Here is a 20,097-nt window from a genome sequence, read left to right as displayed (position 1 = left end):
TTTCCACTCCTTGAAGTCCGGTTTATTCGGCCCTTAAACCGGCCTTTCAGGCCTAGAAATTCGTACCCGTCGAGGGCAAAGGCAAGGCCAGTAACCGCTCATCCAGCAAGTTCAACCCTTCCTGAAACAATTGATTACTGCGAGCCGTATCACCCAGTTGTGCGAGCAACCGCGCCAGTTCGGCACAGGTTTCAGGATTGCGCTCAACGGCCAGGCTACTTTCGAAGTAATCCCGTGCCTTGCCCCACAAGCTGTTCTGCAGGCTCAGACGCCCCAGGGTCAGCAGCAAGCTGGCATCACCGGGGTGAGCCTTTAACCAGCCTTCAGCCGTTTGCAATTGCTTTGCCGGGTCATTGCCGCGCAGCAAGCCATACAGCCGCACAAGGTGGCTGTCGTAGCTACGCTTCAAGGCCCCCCGCAAGACGTCTTCGGCCTCGGCCTGAGCCCCCAATTGGCGCAATTGCTCCGCATAGGCCAGCACCAGTGCCGGCTCTTGCCGTTGCGCCGCCGTCAGTTGTTGCCAGGCGCGTTGAAGCGATTGCAGTCCCGCCTCACCTTCTTTTTCACGCTGCGCCGCCAAACTCAAATTTTGCCCCCACGCACGGCGTTCCAGGTCAGCCAGCTCATTGGCGGGCAGCACCTTGTCTTTACGCAGCTCTGGCAGCAAACGAATTAACGCCGCCCAGTCACCCCGTTGCTGATGCAAGCGCTGCAATTGGCGCAACACTTGAACATTGTGCGGATGACGCTCATGCATGGCTTGCAAAGTGGCCAAGGCACCCTCGGTATCGGCGCGGTCCAGTTGCAGTTGGGCGTGGCTCAAGGCAATCGCCAGTTCGGCCTGTGGCTGACGCTCCAGCGCGCGCTCAAGCAAATTGTCACTTTCCTCGTAACGGCCTTGCTCGTTGGCCGCACGGGCCGCCCCCATATAAAACAGTAAAGGCTGGCGTTCAGCTTCTGCGGCGCGAGACAGGTGTTTTTGTGCGCTGGCCCAACGACCTTCAGCGAGGTCCATCTGGCCTTGCTCAATCGCGATTTGCACGCGACGACTGCGATTGCGCCGCGACCAGGGGTTAACCAGCCCGGTAGACGCCGTGACCAGTTCCACCAGCAGCTTGATACCCCAGACCAGCAACCCCAGCACCAGCAGCAACGCCAACGTGGCCCACACACTGGATTCGTAGCGGAAGTTTTTATAAGCGAGCAGCACATACCCCGCATCTTCGGCGATTGCCAGGCCGACGCATGCCGCTGCGGCGATCAGAAAAAATACAATCACGTAGAAGCGCTTCATGGGCGGGCCTCCTGCGCAGGCTGACCAGACGCACCAGGCCCTGGCTCGTCGGCGCTGACATGGCGGCGCTCAAGATAAGCCTGTACGGCACTCAAGGTGCCCGCCAGGTCCGGTGTTTTGACCGCGACCGGCTGTTTACTCAGCTCAATCACTTGCTCCAGCATTTTTTGGCTGTGCTGATTGTCGGGGTTGAAGTTGCCTTTAAGCACCTCTTGCGCCTGGGCCAAGGCCTGGGTGTAGATCGCCTCCTGACCATTGATCGCGGCCCACTGGGCCTGTTCCAACGCCAAGCTCAAAGCCAGACGCACCTGCGTCAGGCTTTGCCCTGCCAACAGCGGGCGAACGTTCTTGTCGGCATTGAAATCGATACGGATGTAGTGCGAAATTTCATCCCACCACTGCGACCAACGACTCGCGCCATCGCCGTCAGCCGTCAGCCCCAGCAACGAGTCACCGGAGTCTTTGTAAGCCGGTGCCAGGGCGTTGAGCTGTGCCACCTGGTCACGCAGAGCGGCCAACTGCAAAAACAACCCGGTGCGGTCTGGCTGCTCAACGCTGCGCAGCGCGGTCAAACTCTTGGCCAATTGCTCGCGGGCGGCAAAAGAGCCAGGGTCATTTTGCTCACGCAAAATATCGTCAGCCCCCTGCACCAAGGCTTGGGCACTGGCGACGTCTTGCAACGCCGACAACCTCAGGGTCGCCAACCGCAACAAGTGCTCAGCCTCAGCCAAGCGCCAGTCCTTGCGGCTAGCGCTCAAAACCGTTTCTAGGCGCTGGTTCAAGCGCTGCTGATCGCCTCGCAGTTGACCGACCAACTGGCGCTGGTCGTCCAAGTCACTGGCCGAAGGCAACTGATTGAGGCGCGTCAGTAGTTTCTGCTCGCCTTGTTTGATCGACAGTGTTTGCGCGCCCAAGGCCTGGACTTCGCTCAGTTGCTGGGCGGTGTCGACTTGCAAGTGACGCACCTGCCAGACCCCCCAACCCCCGACCGCCACACCCGCGGCCCCCAGTAGCAGGGCGACCACAGCCAAGCCATTGCCCCGACGTTCAGGCTTGCTGACAGGTTTTTCAACCGGCGCTTCTGACGCGGGCTGCACGTGCTCTTTGGACAAGTCTGTTTCGCTCACGTATCCATCCTTTGCATTAGAAAGCAGGTACGGGGTGCGCCCGTAACGCCGCCAGCAAAGCCGCGGCGCTCGCGCCACGACAATCCACAACATGTTGTGCCCCGGCGCTGCGCGCAATTGCAGCCACCCGAGGGCTTGGAACAAACAGGGTTAAAGCCGCCAACTGTGGCCAGGCATCTGCGGCCATGTGCCGTAAATGCTCAAACCCTTGTCCACTGCTGACCACCAGCGCATTCAGGCGTTCCCCTTTTACGCGCTGAGGCAGGGCCGCAGGCGGGTAAAACGGTAAATCACGGCGGTACAGTTCCAGGTAATCGACCTGCGCCCCCAGAACGCGAAGACGGTCCGCCAACATTTCTCGCCCGCCCTCCCCGCGCAGGATCAGCACCCGAGGTGCGTGGCATGCCAACGCTTGCTCAAAGGCCGGCAGCGCCAGCAAAGCCTCGCTGTCATCGCCACGTTCAGGGTAGCTAACATCCAGCCCGTAGTCGGCGAGAATCTGCCCCGTGGCGGCACCCACACAGAACCACTTCTGTGAGGGCGGCTGCGGCCAGTATTGATCAACCAGCGCCAGGCCCATACGGGCGGCGGGTTTACTCACCACAATCACCGCGCAATAACGATCAAGACCGGCCACGAGGGCACGATGCGCATCCGTCAGTACCAGAGGCTCAATCGCCAACAATGGCAAGCTGCTGCTAAACACGCCAGCCGCGCTCAACTCATTGGCGAGGGCCGCCGACTCTTCGGCGGGCCGGGTCAGCAGCAACCGCCAGCCTGTCACGCGTGACCTGCCTCGCCATACACGGCTTTCAGAATATCCCCGGCACCTTGCGCCAATAACGCTTCGGCCACTTGCACGCCCAACGCGGCGGCATGACTGCGCGGGGCACGGGCGTCAGCACTCAGCAGCACACCGCCGCCAGGCTCACCCACCAGGCCGCGCAGCCAGAGGTTCGGCCCTTCAAGCACGGCGTAACAGGCGATGGGCACCTGGCATCCGCCGTTCAAGTGTTTGTTCAGGGCGCGCTCAGCCGTCACCCGCACAGCGGTGTCATCGTGGTGTAACGGTGCCAGCAAGGCGTGAATTTCGCTGTCCGCGCTGCGGCACTCGATACCCACGGCCCCTTGGCCACCGGCCGGCAAGCTGTCTTCGATGCTGATGGCCGATGTGATGCGATCTTCAAATCCCAGGCGAATCAGGCCAGCCGCCGCAAGGATAATGGCGTCGTATTCCCCGGCGTCGAGCTTGGCCAGGCGGGTATTGACGTTGCCCCGCAAAAAGCGGATTTCCAGATCTGGACGACGCGCCAGCAATTGCGCCTGACGACGCAGGCTGGACGTGCCCACCACACTCGCGATGGGTAATTGGTCGAGGCTGGCGAAGGTGTTGGACACGAAGGCATCGCGCGGGTCTTCACGCTCGCAAATGCAAAACAGCCCCAGACCTTCAGGGAAGTCCATCGGCACATCTTTCATTGAGTGGACAGCGATGTCGGCTTCGTTTTCAAGCAGAGCCGTTTCCAGCTCTTTGACAAACAGGCCCTTGCCGCCGATTTTCGACAACGGCGAGTCGAGCAACTTGTCGCCACGGCTGACCATGGGCACCAGCGTCACCACAAGACCTGGGTGAGCCTGCTCCAAACGGGCTTTAACGTAGTCAGCCTGCCACAGAGCCAGGGCGCTTTTACGGGTAGCGATGCGGATTTCGCGAGAGGACATGGATCAATCCGTACTGAAAAGATACGGCTGATCATAACAGCTCAGCCAAAACAGCTTTGACTTGTATCAGAAAGTACGCGGCCTCCCTGGCCCAAAAACGACATCCCTGCGCATTTCAGTCGTGCGCACTACATCTGCTGCATCATCTTTCGCACACCGGCCACATGGCGACGGCTCACAATCAGCGCATCCCCGTTCAGGCCTCGCAAGAACAATTGAAAGTGGCCCAGCGGCGTGCGTTGCAGGCGTTCGATGCGGTTACGCGCCACCAATGCATTACGGTGAATACGCACGAAACGCTCGCCGAATTCGTCTTCCAGCGCCTTCAGCGGCTCATCGAGCAGGACTTCGCCACCCTCGTGACGCAAGGTCACGTATTTATGGTCGGCGATAAAGTAAATCACTTGGTCAATGGGAATCAGCTCAATCCCTTTTCGAGTGCGGGCACTGATATGGCTGCGCGGCCCGCTACCCGTTTGCGCAGCGGGCCGGGTTAAGGCCGCCAGTTGAGACCGAGTGGGCCGGTGCGCGTTTTTCAGCACGGTTTTCAAGGCTTCGGCGTTGACCGGTTTGAGCACATAACTCACCCCGCTCTCTTCCAGGGCCTGCTGTGAAAAATCGTCTGCGCCCACACAGAAGACCACAGAGGGTGCCTGGTCGCGCTCACAGAGTTTGGCCGCAACCTGTAACCCGTCGAGCCCCGGCATGCGGATGTCGAGTAACACCACATCCGGCTTCAGGGACTCGATCAAATTCAATGCCTCTTCGCCATGAGTGGCGCCAGGCTCCAGCAGCGTATAACCCCCAAGCGTACCGAGTACACGGCTCACATGCTCGCGGGGCAAAGTTTCGTCATCAACGATCAGGACATTCATAGAGCGCTGTATTCCTGCGTGAGTCTCGCACAAGGATAGCGTAGACAGGTGAAGTGACGGCTGTCACGGCGATCCACGCTAAGACTAGCGCGAAGGCCAAAAAGTGCCGCAAGCGGCGCAGCAAAATTCACCTGTGCCTGTTGTTCGATTTAATACCGGATACGCCTTGTAATCTACAAAGACTTGCAAAGACTGATCCATACGACCAACTGTAGACGGTTGCCAAGACGAATGGGCTTAATCGATGGATTTCGTTTAGGTATTTTTATAGCTCACTGGCATTAAAAGCTGTCGATGCGCGTCAACGCCACGATTGGCAACCCTGTTATGATCTGTAGTAACTATTTGTGTATTTACCCCACCTCAGCCGATTACGAGCGAATCCATGAGCACCGACAAGACCAACCAGTCCTGGGGCGGCCGCTTCAGTGAACCCGTCGACGCCTTCGTTGCGCGCTTCACCGCCTCCGTCACTTTCGATCAGCGCCTTTATCGGCACGACATCATGGGCTCTGTGGCCCACGCCACCATGCTGGCCAAGGTTGGCGTGCTGACCGACGCCGAGCGCGACAGCATCATTGACGGCCTGAAAACCATCCAGAGCGAAATCGAGGCCGGTACGTTTGACTGGCGCATCGACCTGGAAGACGTGCACATGAACATCGAGGCGCGCCTGACAGATCGCATCGGCGTTACCGGTAAGAAACTGCACACTGGCCGTAGCCGCAACGACCAGGTAGCCACCGACATTCGCCTATGGCTACGTGACGAGATCGACCTGATCCTGTCTGAAATCACCCGTTTGCAGAAAGGTCTGCTGGAGCAAGCCGAGCGCGAAGCCGAGACCATCATGCCCGGCTTTACCCACCTGCAAACCGCCCAGCCGGTGACCTTCGGGCACCACATGCTGGCCTGGTTCGAAATGCTCAGCCGCGACTACGAGCGCCTGGTTGACTGCCGCAAGCGCACTAACCGCATGCCGTTGGGCAGCGCTGCGCTGGCCGGCACCACCTACCCGATCGACCGCGAGCTGACGGCTCAGTTGCTGGGGTTTGATGCCGTGGGCGGCAACTCGCTGGACAACGTGTCGGACCGCGACTTCGCCATCGAATTCTGCGCCGCCGCGAGCATCGCGATGATGCACTTGTCGCGTTTCTCCGAAGAGTTGGTGCTGTGGACCAGCGCTCAATTCCAGTTTATCGACCTGCCAGACCGTTTCTGCACGGGCAGCTCGATCATGCCGCAAAAGAAAAACCCGGACGTGCCGGAACTGGTGCGGGGCAAAAGTGGCCGTGTATTCGGCGCGCTGATGGGCTTGCTGACCCTGATGAAGGGCCAGCCGCTGGCCTACAACAAAGATAACCAGGAAGACAAAGAGCCACTGTTTGACGCGGCCGACACGCTGCGTGATTCGCTGCGGGCCTTTGCCGATATGATCCCGGCGATCAAACCCAAGCACTCGATCATGCGTGAAGCCGCGCTGCGCGGGTTCTCGACAGCGACCGACCTGGCCGACTACCTGGTTCGCCGTGGCCTGCCGTTCCGTGATTGCCACGAAATTGTTGGCCACGCCGTGAAATACGGCGTTGAAACCGGCAAGGACCTGGCTGAAATGAGCCTGGAAGAATTGCGCCAGTTCAGCGACCAGATCGATGACGACGTGTTTGCCGTGTTGACGCTCGAAGGCTCGGTCAATGCACGCAACCACATCGGCGGTACCGCGCCGCAGCAGGTCAAAGCGGCCGTGGTTCGCGGCCAGGCGTTGTTGGCCAGCCGCTGAGCGTTGTCGCCCGGGTGAATACACCGCGGCGCACAACACCAAAGGGGTGCCTTGGGGCACCCCTTTTTTATTGCGTCGCGAACGGCCCTAACGGGGTTTCTGGCTGCTGATCCACGCCAGGAACTGCGGCATGGCCGCGTCCTTGTCGGCTGCAATTTTCTGCACATTGGGGTTTTGGCCCAGGCGCTCCAACAAGGCTTTGGCCGCCGGCAACTCTGCCAGCAGGTCCAAGCCAAACACCTTATGGCCCACCGCACTGGCAAGGCTCACGCTGTACAGGAAGTAAATATCCGCCACGCTCAGCGTCGCACCCGCCACATACGGTGCGAATGCTCCCTGACGGCCCAGCGAAGCAATCCCGCGCAGCAACTCTGCCTTGGCTTTGCCTTTGATCGCCTCGTGCACGGGCATGCCAAAGAACGCTTCAGCGTGCAAGGCACGGGCAGGCAATTCGATATACAGCTCAATCTCTTTGGCCAGCGCCATGACTCGGGCACGCTCAAACGGGTCGGCCGGTAACAGGGCCTGGCCAGGCTGAGTCTGTTCGATGTACTCAAGGATCACGCTGGTTTCGTTGATGATGCCCTGTTCAACGCCCAAGGCTGGCACTTTCCCGCAAGGGCTGATTGCCAGCGCTTCAGGGGTTTTCCCTGGGAAGAACAGCACCTCTTCAAAAGGCACACCCTTTTCCAAAAGCGCCAGTTTGACCATGTTGTAGTAGTTACTGACGGCAAATCCATAAAGCTTGAGCATTACAAAGCCTCCAGGCCGTGTTGGGGTTGGCGCAGGGTGTTATAGAGCGTAGGTGGCGGGTTGGCTAGCAGCATCACTGCCAGAATGCAGTTAAACTGCCAGCCTTTACTAAAGGAGCCTGCCATGAGCGAGCCAATCGATGTTGATAACGATGATGAAGCGTTCGCTGAAAATACGCTGACCCAAGCGATCGAAAACCAGATCGAAAGCGACAATCCTCCAGCCGCCAAAGCCACCTACAACAAGCTGACGCTGGTGGGCTACGAGCGCGACGATATCTTGAACATGATGGCCCACGTACTGGCGGTGGAGATCGACGCGATCCTGGAAGAGGACCGCGCCTTTAATACCGAGTGGTACGAAGCCGCGCTGCGTGCATTGCCCGAGTTACCGCCCGAGAAGAACTGAGGCCGCGCAGGGTTCAGGCGTAAATCTCAGGTGCTCGCTGCCAGTCCAGCTCATGGGCAGGCATCGGCCGGCCAAACCAATAACCCTGCCCCAGGTCACAGTTAAGGTCGAGCAGGAACTGCGCCTGCTCGACGTGTTCAATCCCCTCCGCATGCACCTGCAAGCCCATGCTTTGGGACAGCGCAATGACCGCGCGAACGATGGCCACATCGTCATTGTCCTCCGGCAATCCGGCAACAAAACCCTGATCGATCTTGAGCTTCTGAACCGGCAACCGCTTTAGCCGCAACAACGAAGAGAACCCGGTGCCAAAGTCATCAATCGCCAGGCGCAGCCCCAACTTGCGCAGACGGTGCATCTGCGCCAGTGCAGCGTTGGAGTCCTCCATCACCGCGCTTTCCGTGACTTCCAGCTCCAGCAAGGCCGGGTCGAGGCCTGTGTCTTTGAGTACGGTCGACACCAGCGTGTACAGCTCAGGCCGCGCAAACAGCCGGCTGGAGATGTTCACCGCCACGAACGATAACGACACCCCACGTGATTGCCATTGGCACATCTGCCAGCAGGCTTGTTCCAGCACCCACGCGTCGATTTCTGCGATCAACCCGGTGCGCTCGGCAATCGGAATAAACTCGCCCGGCGACACCAGCCCCCGCTGCGGGTGCTGCCAACGCACCAGCGCTTCAACACCGATCAAGCGGCTGGTTTTGAGGTCGTGCACTGGCTGGTAGTACACCCGTAACTCTTGCTGCTCCAAAGCCCGGCGCAAATCGCTGGCCACTTCAATGCGGTACTGCGCGTGAACGGTGAGTTCCTCGGTGTACAGGGCATAGTCTTCACGACCGGCGCTTTTAGCCTTGAACAGGGCAGAGTCAGCATTGTGCAACAACTGCTCGGCGCTCATCGCGTCATTGGGGTACACGCTGATACCGATACTGGCGCTGATAAACAACTGGTGCTTATCCACCTCAAACGCACCTTTCATCACCTCCAGCACCTGCTGCGCCTGAGCGGCGGCCCAGTTCACGTGCGGGCAATTTTCAACCAGCACGGCAAATTCATCCCCCCCCAGCCGAGCCACGGTAAACCCTTTGCCAAACAGGCCGCACAAGCGATCGGCGACCGCCTTGAGCAGCAAATCACCCACGTTATGGCCGAGGCTGTCGTTGATGATTTTGAAATGATCAAGGTCGATCATCAGCAGCGCGCAGCCGGTCTTGTGCAACTGCGCCGACACCAGCGCGTGCTCGGTACGGTCCGTGAACAGCAGACGATTGGGCAGGTCCGTGAGCGGGTCGTGGTGCACCAGCCGGGTCATTTCATGCTGGGATTTCTTGATGGCCGAAATATCAGAAAAAACCGCGACATAGTGCGTGACCTCATCTTTGCTGTTGGTCACGGCCCGCACGGTTTGCCATTGCGGGTAAATTTCACCGCTTTTACGGCGGTTCCAGATCTCGCCGTGCCATTCGCGCTGCTCTGCCAGCGACTTGAACACACCTTGGTAGAACTCAGGCCCATGCCGGCCCGACTTGAACATATTAGGGCGCTGCCCCAGGACTTCTTCAGGCGTGTAACCCGTGATTTCAATCAGGGCACGGTTCACATGCACAATAATTCCAGAGCGGTCACTGACCAATACCCCTTCGCGGGTGCAATCAAACACCACGGCCGCCTGGCGCAGGCGCTCCTGGTCCTTGCGCTGGCGCTGCAAACTGCCGCTCAGGCCCAAAGCTGTCAGCAGCCGGGCGCGCGCGGCAAAAATCAGGACGGCACTGATGAACACCCACAGGTAACCGTTTATCCGCTGCCAATGGACGATCTGCGCCGAATCATCGACAAGACTGGTCAATAAATGATCAGATAATTGGAACCAGGCAACCGATAGCAGCCCGTATAACAACGCCGCACGCAAGGCATCTCGATAATAAGCCGACATAAAAAAGTTAAAGTGCCCACATAAAAGAAGGAATTATAGTGTAAGAAGCTTCCAGGAACCCCTCCCCAAAAGGGCGACTGGCTTTATCTGCCTGCATGTTGATAATGCAGGTTGCAGTTTTTTTATCTTCCCCGAGGGCCAAACAGCCTATGTGGTACAACGGTTTTCTAGACTTGTCAGCCTGGCAACTGGTGGCAGTCACCCTGTTGATGACCCACGTGACCATTATCGGCGTCACGGTTTATCTACACCGCTACTCAGCCCACCGCTCGCTGGAGCTTAACAGTGGCCTGAAGCATTTCTTCCGCTTCTGGCTGTGGTTGACCACGGCACAGAATACACGTGAGTGGACGGCCATCCACCGCAAACACCACGCCAAATGCGAAACCGTCGACGACCCGCACAGCCCTGTCATTAAAGGGTTATCGACCGTTTTGCGCAAAGGTGCAGAGCTGTATCGCGAAGAAGCTCAGAATCCTGAGACGTTGCGTATTTACGGCAAGAACTGCCCCGAAGACTGGATCGAGCGCAATCTTTACTCCCGGCATAAAATGCTCGGCGTGGTACTGATGCTGGTGATTGACTTGCTGCTGTTCGGCGCAATCGGCTTGACCATTTGGGCCATCCAGATGATGTGGATCCCGGTTTGGGCTGCGGGCGTCGTAAATGGCCTGGGGCATGCGGTGGGCTATCGCAACTTTGAATGCCGCGACGCGGCGACCAACCTGGTGCCGTGGGGCATCATCATTGGCGGCGAAGAACTGCACAACAACCACCACACCTACCCCAACTCGGCCAAGCTTTCGGTCAAGAAATGGGAGTTCGACCTGGGGTGGGCGTGGATCAAAGTGTTCAGCTTTTTGCGCTTGGCCAAGGTTCAGCGTGTTGCACCCATTGCTCACCGCGTGGAAGGCAAAGGCCACCTGGACATGGACACCGCGATGGCGATCCTTAACAACCGTTTCCAGATCATGGCGCAGTATCGCAAGTTGGTGATCGCGCCACTGGTTCAGCAAGAACTGGCCAAGGTCGATCATTCGGTACGCCACCAGTTCCGTAAAGCCAAGCGGTTGTTATCGCGCGAAACCAGCCTGTTGGAAGAGCGCCATCACCAGCGTATCGAAACCCTGCTGGAGCACAGCCATTCGCTTAAAGTGATTTACGAAAAGCGCCTGGCGTTGCAACAGATCTGGGTCAAGACCAGTTCAAATGGTCACGACATGCTGGCCGCGATCAAGGAATGGATACACGAGGCAGAGGCCAGCGGGATTCATTCGCTGCACGAATTTGCCAAACAACTGAAAACCTATTCGCTGCGTCCTGCAGCGGTATAAGGCGACCACGGCTTTACGAGCGCTTGCTTCGCGATCTTCAAAAGATCGCGAGCAAGCTCGCTCCTGCAGGTCTTGCGAAGCGACCCTAAACGGCGCTTTGTTCCGTATTGATCAAACGCGACAACTCTGACGTGCCCACCTTCAACAGGCGCGCCGTTTTGCTGTTGGCCAACGCCATGATTGCGTCCCCGTCGTCCGGCTCCAGCAGGGCCGCTTGTGTCACCAGGTTCATCACCAACGCCTCGCGCGAATACACCCCGCCGCCCAAGTGATACGCCGCCGCAATCAGCTCACGCAGCTCCAGCGGCAAGCGCCAGCGGGTGCGTAGCGCGGAACCATACGCCGCACCGAACTCGGCCAGCGCCTCATCAATTTGCAGCGTCTGCAGTTCACCTCCCGCCAGTCGCCATTCCTGCAAACAGCGCAACACGGCCAAATCGCCCAAGCGGTGCAACAACCCGGCGCAGTAGCAACGCTCCTGATCCAGATGCAATTGGATCGCCAGCATGCGGCCATATTCCGCCGTGCGCCGGGACACGACCCATTGCCGTTCGGCATAGTCGGCCAAACACGGATCACTTAACTGCGCACTGGGCTTGAGGGCCAACCCGAGCACCAGGTTCATGCTTTGTGCCGCCCCCAAGCCTTGCAGCGCTTGCGCCAAGGTTTGGGCCGGGCTAGGTCGGTGTTGGGCCGCACTGTTGGCGGCAGCAATCAGCACCGCGGTGATTTGCGGGTCGCTGCGCACGGCTTGTTCAAGCAGCACAAGGTCCAGACCGACCGGGCTCAAGCTGGCCCTGATCGCCGCACGCGCCTCCACCCACAACGGTGCACCATCGGATGATGCACGCTGCTGGGTCAGAAAGCGTTTCAAGGTCATGCCCGGTGCCAGAACAGGCCCCTCACACGAAATCGTTTGCCCGGCACCCAACAACAGGCCTTCCAGGCGTTTCGTCAGGCCGCCGATGTCCAATGGCTTGGTCAAGTAAGCCGTCGGGGCCAGAGGCAAGGCTTCACGCACACTGGCGCTGTCACTGCGGTTGCTCAATAAGATGAACGGCAACAGCGGTATGCGACGGCGTTGGCGTACTACCCGTAACAGATCAAGGCCGCGTATTCCGGGCAAATCTCCGTCGGCAATGATCAAGTCGTAGTCTTTTTTTTTCAGCAAGACGACCGCCTGCTGACCTTCGGCGCACACATCCAGTTGAGCGTCACACCGCACGCTCAATACCACCTGTTTCAGCAGATCCCGTACCCACGGATCGCTCTCTGCAACCAATACGCTCGGTACTGCCAATGAATCTACAACTGTCATCCGATGTGCTCCCAGCGCAATGCCAGCACCTTAGTCAAAGGGCGCGCGTGGATACAGAAAAATCACTCAAATGATTCGTCCAAACCAAAAAAAACCGCCGAAGCGGTTTTTTTTGTCTATCGAGTCACATCTTCAGCATTGAGGCTTACGCCAGCTCTGCGAAGCACTCTTCGATAATGGCCAGACCTTTGTCCAGTTGCTCGTCAGGCGAGGTCAACGGTACCAGTACACGGAGCACGTTGCCGTAAGGGCCGCACGACAGCAGAATCAGGCCTTTCTCACGCGCCTTGGCAACCACTTGGGCGACGGCAGCCGCGTTGGGTTTGTGCGAATCGCCGTCTTCAAACAGCTCGACCGCGATCATTGCGCCCAACGCACGCACATCACCGATCACCGGGTGCTTGGCCTGGATGGCTTTAAGGCCGGAAACCAGACGCTCGCCCACCGCTTTACAGCGGTCCAGCAGGTGCTCTTCTTCAAACACGTCCAATACGGCCAGCGCCGCGGCACACGCAATCGGGCTACCGGCATAAGTGCCGCCCAGGCCACCCGGTGCGATAGCGTCCATCAGCTCAGCCTTGCCGCATACACCGGCCAGCGGGAAGCCGCCCGCGATGGACTTGGCGAAAGTGGTCAGGTCGGCCGTAACGCCCATTTGTTCCATCGCGAAGAAAGTACCCGTACGGCCAGCGCCGGTTTGTACTTCGTCAGCGATCAACAGGATGCCGTGCTTGTCGCACAACTCGCGCAGGCGAGCCATGAACGCTTTTGGAGCCACGTAGAAACCACCTTCGCCCTGCACAGGCTCGATGATGATGGCTGCGATGTCTTTAGGCTCGGCGTCGTTTTTGAAGATGCGCTCGATGCTGGCGATGGAGTCGTCAACGCTGATGCCATGCAGTTCGCACGGGTACAGAGCACGGAAGATACCGCCCGGCATCAGGCCCATGCCCGCGGAGTACGGTACGACTTTACCGGTCAGGCCCAGGGTCATCATGGTACGGCCGTGATAAGCGCCGGTGAAAGCAATCACACCCGCGCGGCCCGTGGCAGCACGGGCGATTTTCACGGCGTTTTCGACCGCTTCGGAACCGGTGGTCACCAGCAGGGTTTTCTTGTCGAAGTTGCCCGGCACCTTGGCGTTGATCTTTTCGCACAGCTCAACGTAGGGTTCGTAGGCCAGTACCTGGAAGCAGGTATGGGTCAGTTTGGTCAGTTGCTCTTGCACGGCGGCAACGATTTTCGGGTGCAGGTGGCCGGTGTTCAGTACGGCAATACCGCCAGCAAAGTCGATGAACTCGCGACCTTCAACGTCGGTAACGGTGGCGTTTTTAGCCGACTCGGCGAAGATCGGGTGAATCTGGCCAACACCGCGCGGAACAGCGGCTTCACGGCGTTTCATCAAGGATGCGTTGGTCTTGTTACTCATGGTGTCCTCATTCGCCGTTTATCTAACGGCGTGGTTCAAGGCTGACGCGCCAGGGAGACACAATGCCAGCATGCGATGATCGACTGGCATGGCGCTCCCGGCCACAAGAATTAACAGTTTGAAACACAGAAGAAGCATCGCTCTCGGGCCCCTTCTGCTGAACCACCTGCCGGGTTAGATGCCCAGGCAGAGATATTTGATTTCCAGGTAGTCTTCGATGCCGTACTTGGAGCCTTCACGGCCCAGGCCCGAGGCCTTGATGCCGCCAAACGGGGCCACTTCATTGGAGATCAGGCCGGTGTTAACGCCCACCATGCCGTATTCCAGGGCTTCCGCGACACGGAACACACGGCTCAGGTCACGGGCATAGAAGTACGATGCCAGACCGAACTCCGTGTCGTTGGCCATCTCGATCACTTCAGCTTCATCTTTGAAGCGGAAGAGAGGGGCCAATGGGCCGAAGGTTTCTTCCTTGGCCACCGCCGCATCCCGCGGCACGTTGGTCAGGATGGTGGGCTCAAAGAAGCTGCCTTCCAGGCTGTTACCACCGGCCAACAGGGTCGCGCCTTTGCTCAAGGCATCGGCAATGTGCTCTTTGACTTTGGCCACGGCCTTGTCATCGATCAGCGGGCCCGTGGTGGTGCCTTCGTCCAGGCCATTGCCGATTTTCAGTTTGGCGACGGCCGCTTTCAGTTTTTCGGCAAACGCGTCATACACCGAGTCCTGAATGTACAGGCGGTTGGCGCACACACAGGTCTGGCCGTTGTTGCGGTATTTGGAGACGATTGCGCCTTCGACGGCCTTATCCAGGTCTGCGTCGTCAAACACGATAAACGGCGCGTTACCACCCAGCTCCAGGGATACTTTTTTGATGTCCTTGGCGCATTCAGCCATCAGCTGACGACCGATTTCGGTCGAGCCCGTGAAGGACAATTTGCGCACGATCGGGTTGCTGGTCAGCTCACCGCCGATGTCGCCCGCGCTACCGGTTACCACGCTCAACACGCCTTTCGGGATGCCCGCGCGGTGCGCCAGCTCAACCAGCGCCAGCGCCGAGAAGGGGGTTTGCGAAGCCGGCTTGATCACCATCGTGCAGCCAGCGGCCAGTGCCGGGCCTGCTTTACGGGTGATCATGGCGGCCGGGAAGTTCCACGGCGTGATGGCCGCTGTTACACCAATCGGTTGTTTGATCACGATCAGACGCTTGTCCGGCTGATGGCCAGGAATCACATCGCCGTACACACGCTTGGCTTCTTCAGCGAACCACTCGATAAACGACGCCGCGTAAGCGATTTCGCCTTTGGCTTCGGCCAACGGCTTGCCTTGCTCCAGCGTCATCAAACGGCCCAGGTCGTCCTGGTTTTCAATCAACAGCTCAAACCAGCGGCGCAGCTTGTTAGCCCGCTCTTTGGCGGTCAAGGCACGCCAGGCAGGCAACGCATTGTCAGCAGCTTCAATCGCACGGCGGGTTTCGGCCGCACCCATTTTTGGCACGGTGCCGATGATTTCACCGGTTGCCGGGTTATTGACCTTGATCGTCTGACCACCGTCCGCATCAACCCAAGCCCCATCAATGTAGGCTTGTTGGCGGAACAACTGTGCGTCTTTGAGCTGCATGTGGGCATTCCTTAACAGCACCGCGCAGGCGCGGAGCGAATTATTAAAGTTGAAAGGCGCCATAGATGGCTGCCGTCAGGAAGTCACTCAGTGCCAAAGTATCTGCACAGCTCACAAGACATAAGCCGTGCAGCTCAGCACTCAGACAAGAGCGTTTGAAATCTCAAACGAATCCTAGGTTCAATAGGGAAAAAGGACAATAGCCTGTTCGAAAAAAAGAACAACCGCCCTGAAGCGCCCCTTACCTCACCCGGCCTTCATTAATAGCCCATATCAGGCCAGGAAACACCTGACGAATCAGCGGCATGGACGGACGACACACAGATGAGTATGATGGCGCCCGCGTCGCACCAGTAGCTCAGCTGGATAGAGTACTGCCCTCCGAAGGCAGGGGTCGTGGGTTCGAATCCCGCCTGGTGCACCATTTTTCAGTACAGACCTGTTCTGCACAGTCTGCGAAACACCCCAAAAAGCCCGCCTTGTGCGGGCTTTTTGTTGTGGGCTGGAAATGCCTAAGATGCCGCACCCGCACGCTTCAACGCTGTCGGGGAAACCGGGTGGGCGCTGAGTGTGCCTTCCAGCCATTCGCCTCCGTACAACCCGCCGAACACCGCCGTTACCCACCCCAAAAAGCGGCACCGGATCATAGGGCTGTGGCAAAAGTGGTAAAGCCGAAAACAATGCCCGGGGAGTTGGCAATGGTCAGCGGCCAATCCCGCTTGGGCTTTTTCAACAGGCCGTAGGCGCACCACAACGTGCAATTGATGCCGGCCACCAAAGGCTGCAACCCATTACCTTTGTCGCCATGCAAGTTGTTGTCGATCTGGGGTAAATAAGAAACATACATGGCCATCGCGGTCGCGGTGGCCACCCATCCCAGAATATGCAGTGCCTTGTTGTTATCCATTGCGGATCTCGGTTCGTCCATGGGCTGAAGTACCCCGAGGCACCCCGAAACGTTCACCGTTGCAATCCTAGTCTATGGTTTCAATCGGGCGCTCACGGGATGGGCAACAGGCTGTTGATCGGGCACGTTCTCAGGGATGACGGTATGGAGTATTACGCGTGGGTATTTTTGAAGTTCATTGTGGGCTTTGTGATTATTGCCACCCACATGAACCTGTCAGGCCGAACGCAGCTTTCACAAATGACGGCTATCGATCTGATCGGCAACTTCATTCTGGGGGGCATCATTGGCGGCGTGATTTATAGCGACGCCATTCCGTTCCGGCAGTACTTGATCGTACTGCTGCTGGGTGTCGCACTGATTTATGCCCTCAATACGGTCACCAAACACATTCAAGTGTTGCGCGGCTTTGCGATCGGTAGCCCGATTCCTATCATCAAGGACGGTAAGTTCCTGATGGAGAACTTGGAGAACCATCGACACAAAATCGATATTTTGCGCGTGGCGTCGCAGTTGCACGCCCAGGGCACGCGAGCCTTTCAGCAGATTTATTACGCCCAGATCGAGCCGGGCGGTGAGTTGACGGTGATCTGTGACGAACAGGATATGCCCTCGGTGATTGTCATGTGCGACGCCAGCCCGCGTGTCGCCCAACTGGAGTCCATCGGCCATGACGCCGAGTGGCTCATGGAACACATCAACGGCCTGGGCCTGGAGGCCGAGGATGTGTTTCTCGCCGAGTTCTGGCGGGGCAAACTGTGCATCACACGCAAAGATGGCACGGTGATTTGCCAGGCGTCCACGCAGGCCCCGGCCGGTGACACCAAGGCCGAGCGTGCGTCTGTTTGCCAACGTACTCAGAACTGATATTCGACGCTGCCTTGCCAGGTTCGGCCACGGCCCAGGGTGAAGGCCAGCACGTCGCCCAGCGGTACCAGGTAGGCACGGTCGGTGACGTTTTCCAGGGACATGCGCAGGTTTAACTGGTCGTTGACGCGGTAGCTGCCAAACAGGTCGTAGACGGTGTAGGGCTTCCAGTCCGCCGGGTAGATACCACTTTGCGAGACCGTCATGTTGGGGCCACCCGCAATCGAGTAGCCACCGCTGTGTCGGGCGCGCGCACCGATGTCGAGTGTGCGCTCGAAGAAACGAGCCCCCAGCGTCAGGGTGCCGCGGTCCATGGGCATGTGTTCGGCAGAACCCAGGATTGCGCCGCAGTGGGAAGCCCCGTTGGCAATATTATCCGGGACCATCGCGTCCACCGGCTGACGGCTGCCGGGTTTTTTGACTATTTGGGTAACACCGCCCAGCCAGGCCGTCTTGCTGCAGTAGTCGTTGGCACCGATCATGCGGGTGTAGTTGAACTGGCCATAGGCGCGGCCCATGTCGTAGTCCAGTTGGTACTCAATGCCTTTGAAGCGGGTTTCCTTGAGGTTGTTGACGTAGGCGCTGGTGCCCATGTTGGCGATGCCATAGCCCGGCTTTTGCAAGGCCATGTTCATAAAGATGAAGTCATCGACGCGGGTGTCAAAGTAAGACACTTTGGCCCCCACGCGGTCGCCCTCGACGAACAGGCTGTCTTTGAACACGTTGATACCCAGCTCCCAGGTCGTCGAGGTCTCAGGCTTCAGGAATGGGTTGGGGTAGGTGAATTCTGCACCGCCGCCGTGGGGGCGTCCGCTGATCAGGGTCTCGGTCACGGCCGGTGGGCGCCAGCCTTTCCCATAGGTGGCAAATACTTGCAGCCAGTCCAGGCCAGGCTTGACCGACACCCCGAAGGTCGGCGAGAAGCGGCCTTGCTCCTCGTCAACGTCGTAGTTCACCGGCACGCCGATCTGGCGGGTGGTGCCAATCACGAACGTGCGGGCTTCAAGGCCGGTCTTGCCGCGCAGCCGATAACGGTCGTAGCGCAGGCCCGCATTCACGTTGAACCAGTCGTCATAGTCGTAGTCCAGGCGCGTGAACAGGCTGGCCACGCCACGATCGCCCTTGGGCGTCATGTTTTCCGAGTCCGGGCTATCCAGTACGGCCCCTTCAGAGACGGCTTGGGTCGAGTCTGGGCGCACGTTGTCGTAGAAGAACTCAAGGCCGTAATTGGCTTTGATGACGGACAACTCTCCCGGCGTGAACAGCGAGGTGTTTTGCGCCTGCAAGCCGTAAGTATCGGTCTGGTAGGTGACCTTGTAACCCGCGCTGGAACGCCGGGCCAGTGTGGTCTGGTCGTTGCGGTTATCAACGTGATAGACCTTGGCCTTGAAGTCGATCAGCGGGTTGTCCGGTGTGTAGCGGTAGTCCAGCGCCAGGTTACGCGCCGTGACGCTGCTGCTGCCGAGCTTGTCCCAAAGCTGGGGCCCCTCGACGCTCATCATGTTGGCATCGGTGTAGTTGACGCCGGTCTCCAGGTAGCTGAGCTGTAGGCGCTGATCCTCTGGCAGGTTGAGGCCGAGTTTGATCAGGCGTGAGCGCATCACCGAACCCGAGTACTCCACCGGGGAGTTTTTCAGGCGGGTGGCATTTTCCGGGTGTGTGGCAGCGCCGGTGCGCAACTCGCCAATAGAACCTTGGGTGCCGGGATCATAATCGCCCAGATGGCGCTCGCTCGCGGCCACCAGCATGTCCCACACCGGCGTGCCGATGGCGAAAGCGGCGCTGCCGATAAAGTGAGTGCCATTGCCGATGCCGCCCAAGCCCGTGGTCGCGCGCAGGCGCCCGCCCATTTCCTTGCCATCGGTCAGCAGGTCGGCCGCGTCAAGGGTGCGGAAGTTGGCAATGCCGCCAATTACGCCCGCGCCCCCCATGGTGGACGTCGCGCCTTTTTCAATCACAACCTGGGAGAGCAGATCGGGGTCGACATACAACGTGCCGTTGCGCTGCTGGTGACCACTTTGCTGATAGTTCTGGCGCATGCCGTCAACCGACATGTTGACCCGGCCATAGTCCTGAAGACCACGAATGTTCACCGAAAGGCCGGGGTCTTGCTGGCTGACCGCCGAGTACACGCCGGACGCTTCTTCAAGCATGTCGGCAGCATGGCGCGGCGGGTTTCGATCCAGTTGCTCACGGGACACCAGGCTGACCGAACGCGGGGTCTGGTAGACCCAATCGCCAGGGTGCGTGGCGCTGACCTGTGTGGCTGACAAGCTCAGCACATTGCCCTCGCGCGCGGTCTGCTGAAACAGCTGCACGCTCGGGCGCTTGCTGCCGGGGGCCTGGTCATTATGGAAACCGACGCCCGTGCCTTCGAGCAGTTGCTGCAGGGCTGCACCAACGCGCAGGTTGCCCTGGACGGCGTGGCCTGTGCGACCTTGCAGTTGCGCATCACCCACCAACACGTCGATGCCGGCCTGGCTGGCCAGAATGTAGATGGCCGTGTCCAACGGCTGGGAGGCCACGTTGAAGTGGCGCACGCTGTCGAGTGTCGTTTGCGCGTTGCCCTCACTGGCCAGCAAACGAGTGTCCTGGGCAACCACCTGCCCTGCCGATACTGCGCCTGACAGCATGATTGCCAGGCCGATGGCCCGTCCCAGGCGATTGGGGATCGGTCGTTCTGCGTTCATCCTTAACCACTCCGTAAATGCTAATGAATTGCAACTGCAT

General features: G+C 58.9%; 17 protein-coding genes, 1 tRNA gene and 1 pseudogene. 5 read left to right on the top strand and 14 right to left on the bottom strand.

Annotation, left to right across the window (positions count from 1 at the left end; translation table 11 throughout):
- Nucleotides 1–52: 52 nt before the first annotated feature.
- From Q1W15_RS18490 to Q1W15_RS18465, 6 genes and pseudogenes are all read right to left on the bottom strand, one after another.
- Complete coding sequence (locus Q1W15_RS18490; RefSeq protein WP_300730838.1) at nt 53–1,294, bottom strand: heme biosynthesis protein HemY; 1,242 nt, start codon at nt 1,292–1,294, stop codon at nt 53–55.
- The gene (locus Q1W15_RS18485; RefSeq protein WP_300730837.1) at nt 1,291–2,421 is read right to left on the bottom strand and encodes a uroporphyrinogen-III C-methyltransferase; all 1,131 of its coding nucleotides are present in this window, start codon (nt 2,419–2,421) and stop codon (nt 1,291–1,293) included. Before Q1W15_RS18485 ends, Q1W15_RS18490 begins: the two co-directional genes overlap by 4 nt.
- Nucleotides 2,422–2,437: 16 nt before the next feature.
- A complete protein-coding gene (locus tag Q1W15_RS18480) occupies nt 2,438–3,205 on the bottom strand; it encodes a uroporphyrinogen-III synthase (protein WP_300730836.1) in 768 nt (255 codons plus the stop codon).
- Nucleotides 3,202–4,143, bottom strand: coding sequence for a hydroxymethylbilane synthase (gene hemC / locus Q1W15_RS18475; protein ID WP_300730835.1), 942 nt, complete (start codon nt 4,141–4,143; stop codon nt 3,202–3,204). The genes Q1W15_RS18480 and hemC overlap by 4 nt, the downstream gene beginning before the upstream one ends.
- Nucleotides 4,144–4,271: 128 nt before the next feature.
- On the bottom strand, nt 4,272–5,018 hold the full coding sequence (locus Q1W15_RS18470) for a LytTR family DNA-binding domain-containing protein (RefSeq protein WP_300730834.1): 747 nt from the start codon (nt 5,016–5,018) through the stop codon (nt 4,272–4,274).
- Nucleotides 5,015–5,161 (bottom strand): annotated as a pseudogene (locus tag Q1W15_RS18465) (sensor histidine kinase); the annotation flags it as partial. The gene Q1W15_RS18470 and the pseudogene Q1W15_RS18465, both read right to left, overlap by 4 nt.
- A 242-nt stretch (nt 5,162–5,403) precedes the next feature.
- Between Q1W15_RS18465 and argH the strand changes: the two are divergent.
- Nucleotides 5,404–6,798 (top strand): argininosuccinate lyase, encoded by a 1,395-nt coding sequence (argH, locus tag Q1W15_RS18460; protein WP_300730833.1) that lies wholly within the window; start codon nt 5,404–5,406, stop codon nt 6,796–6,798.
- Between the two features lie 87 nt (nt 6,799–6,885).
- Here argH and Q1W15_RS18455 read toward each other — a convergent pair whose 3' ends face one another.
- Nucleotides 6,886–7,551 (bottom strand): glutathione S-transferase, encoded by a 666-nt coding sequence (locus Q1W15_RS18455; protein WP_300730832.1) that lies wholly within the window; start codon nt 7,549–7,551, stop codon nt 6,886–6,888.
- Nucleotides 7,551–7,676, bottom strand: a complete 126-nt coding sequence (locus tag Q1W15_RS18450; protein ID WP_300730831.1) for a hypothetical protein — start codon at nt 7,674–7,676, stop codon at nt 7,551–7,553. Before Q1W15_RS18450 ends, Q1W15_RS18455 begins: the two co-directional genes overlap by 1 nt.
- Here Q1W15_RS18450 and Q1W15_RS18445 point away from each other — a divergent pair.
- On the top strand, nt 7,675–7,959 hold the full coding sequence (locus Q1W15_RS18445) for a hypothetical protein (RefSeq protein ID WP_300730830.1): 285 nt from the start codon (nt 7,675–7,677) through the stop codon (nt 7,957–7,959). The two genes, Q1W15_RS18450 and Q1W15_RS18445, sit on opposite strands and share 2 nt — an antisense overlap.
- Nucleotides 7,960–7,972: 13 nt before the next feature.
- Here Q1W15_RS18445 and dibA read toward each other — a convergent pair whose 3' ends face one another.
- Complete coding sequence (dibA, locus tag Q1W15_RS18440) at nt 7,973–9,895, bottom strand: phosphodiesterase DibA (protein ID WP_300730829.1); 1,923 nt, start codon at nt 9,893–9,895, stop codon at nt 7,973–7,975.
- A gap of 149 nt (nt 9,896–10,044) precedes the next feature.
- On the opposite strand from dibA, the gene desA reads away from it, so the two are divergent.
- Nucleotides 10,045–11,229: a delta-9 fatty acid desaturase DesA gene (gene desA / locus Q1W15_RS18435; protein ID WP_300730828.1), complete on the top strand. Its 1,185-nt coding sequence runs from the start codon at nt 10,045–10,047 to the stop codon at nt 11,227–11,229.
- An 85-nt stretch (nt 11,230–11,314) separates the two neighbouring features.
- Here desA and Q1W15_RS18430 read toward each other — a convergent pair whose 3' ends face one another.
- The 3 genes from Q1W15_RS18430 to gabD form a co-directional block, all read right to left on the bottom strand.
- Complete coding sequence (locus tag Q1W15_RS18430; RefSeq protein ID WP_300730827.1) at nt 11,315–12,547, bottom strand: HDOD domain-containing protein; 1,233 nt, start codon at nt 12,545–12,547, stop codon at nt 11,315–11,317.
- Between the two features lie 145 nt (nt 12,548–12,692).
- Nucleotides 12,693–13,976 carry a 4-aminobutyrate--2-oxoglutarate transaminase gene (gabT, locus tag Q1W15_RS18425; RefSeq protein ID WP_300730826.1) on the bottom strand — a complete coding sequence of 428 codons (1,284 nt, stop codon included), beginning with the start codon at nt 13,974–13,976 and terminating at the stop codon, nt 12,693–12,695.
- 174 nt (nt 13,977–14,150) lie between these two features.
- The gene (gene gabD / locus Q1W15_RS18420) at nt 14,151–15,593 is read right to left on the bottom strand and encodes an NADP-dependent succinate-semialdehyde dehydrogenase (protein WP_300730825.1); all 1,443 of its coding nucleotides are present in this window, start codon (nt 15,591–15,593) and stop codon (nt 14,151–14,153) included.
- A 347-nt stretch (nt 15,594–15,940) separates the two neighbouring features.
- Between gabD and Q1W15_RS18415 the strand changes: the two genes are divergently transcribed.
- Nucleotides 15,941–16,017, top strand: a tRNA-Arg gene (locus tag Q1W15_RS18415).
- A 219-nt stretch (nt 16,018–16,236) separates the two neighbouring features.
- Here Q1W15_RS18415 and Q1W15_RS18410 read toward each other — a convergent pair.
- Complete coding sequence (locus Q1W15_RS18410; protein ID WP_300730824.1) at nt 16,237–16,500, bottom strand: SemiSWEET family transporter; 264 nt, start codon at nt 16,498–16,500, stop codon at nt 16,237–16,239.
- A 144-nt stretch (nt 16,501–16,644) separates the two neighbouring features.
- Here Q1W15_RS18410 and Q1W15_RS18405 point away from each other — a divergent pair, with 144 nt between their 5' ends.
- Nucleotides 16,645–17,367 (top strand): DUF421 domain-containing protein, encoded by a 723-nt coding sequence (locus tag Q1W15_RS18405; RefSeq protein WP_300730823.1) that lies wholly within the window; start codon nt 16,645–16,647, stop codon nt 17,365–17,367.
- Here Q1W15_RS18405 and Q1W15_RS18400 read toward each other — a convergent pair.
- Entirely contained in the window at nt 17,358–20,057 is a 2,700-nt protein-coding gene (locus Q1W15_RS18400) for a TonB-dependent receptor (protein ID WP_300730822.1), read from the bottom strand. The genes Q1W15_RS18405 and Q1W15_RS18400 overlap by 10 nt on opposite strands.
- Nucleotides 20,058–20,097 lie beyond the last annotated feature (40 nt).

Source organism: Pseudomonas sp., assembly GCF_030150285.1.
GTDB lineage: Bacteria > Pseudomonadota > Gammaproteobacteria > Pseudomonadales > Pseudomonadaceae > Aquipseudomonas.
This window is presented reverse-complemented; position numbering and strand designations above follow the sequence as displayed.

What these genes read in the sequence shown, in the direction of transcription:
- Q1W15_RS18490 (WP_300730838.1), bottom strand. Translation starts at nt 1,294, where the DNA reads ATGAAGCGCTTCTACGTGATTGTATTTTTTCTGATCGCCGCAGCGGCA.
- hemC (WP_300730835.1), bottom strand. Translation starts at nt 4,143, where the DNA reads ATGTCCTCTCGCGAAATCCGCATCGCTACCCGTAAAAGCGCCCTGGCT.
- Q1W15_RS18470 (WP_300730834.1), bottom strand. Translation starts at nt 5,018, where the DNA reads ATGAATGTCCTGATCGTTGATGACGAAACTTTGCCCCGCGAGCATGTG.
- argH (WP_300730833.1), top strand. Translation starts at nt 5,404, where the DNA reads ATGAGCACCGACAAGACCAACCAGTCCTGGGGCGGCCGCTTCAGTGAA.
- Q1W15_RS18455 (WP_300730832.1), bottom strand. Translation starts at nt 7,551, where the DNA reads ATGCTCAAGCTTTATGGATTTGCCGTCAGTAACTACTACAACATGGTC.
- Q1W15_RS18445 (WP_300730830.1), top strand. Translation starts at nt 7,675, where the DNA reads ATGAGCGAGCCAATCGATGTTGATAACGATGATGAAGCGTTCGCTGAA.
- Q1W15_RS18450 (WP_300730831.1), bottom strand. Translation starts at nt 7,676, where the DNA reads ATGGCAGGCTCCTTTAGTAAAGGCTGGCAGTTTAACTGCATTCTGGCA.
- dibA (WP_300730829.1), bottom strand. Translation starts at nt 9,895, where the DNA reads ATGTCGGCTTATTATCGAGATGCCTTGCGTGCGGCGTTGTTATACGGG.
- desA (WP_300730828.1), top strand. Translation starts at nt 10,045, where the DNA reads ATGTGGTACAACGGTTTTCTAGACTTGTCAGCCTGGCAACTGGTGGCA.
- Q1W15_RS18430 (WP_300730827.1), bottom strand. Translation starts at nt 12,547, where the DNA reads ATGACAGTTGTAGATTCATTGGCAGTACCGAGCGTATTGGTTGCAGAG.
- gabT (WP_300730826.1), bottom strand. Translation starts at nt 13,976, where the DNA reads ATGAGTAACAAGACCAACGCATCCTTGATGAAACGCCGTGAAGCCGCT.
- gabD (WP_300730825.1), bottom strand. Translation starts at nt 15,593, where the DNA reads ATGCAGCTCAAAGACGCACAGTTGTTCCGCCAACAAGCCTACATTGAT.
- Q1W15_RS18410 (WP_300730824.1), bottom strand. Translation starts at nt 16,500, where the DNA reads ATGGATAACAACAAGGCACTGCATATTCTGGGATGGGTGGCCACCGCG.
- Q1W15_RS18405 (WP_300730823.1), top strand. Translation starts at nt 16,645, where the DNA reads ATGGAGTATTACGCGTGGGTATTTTTGAAGTTCATTGTGGGCTTTGTG.
- Q1W15_RS18400 (WP_300730822.1), bottom strand. Translation starts at nt 20,057, where the DNA reads ATGAACGCAGAACGACCGATCCCCAATCGCCTGGGACGGGCCATCGGC.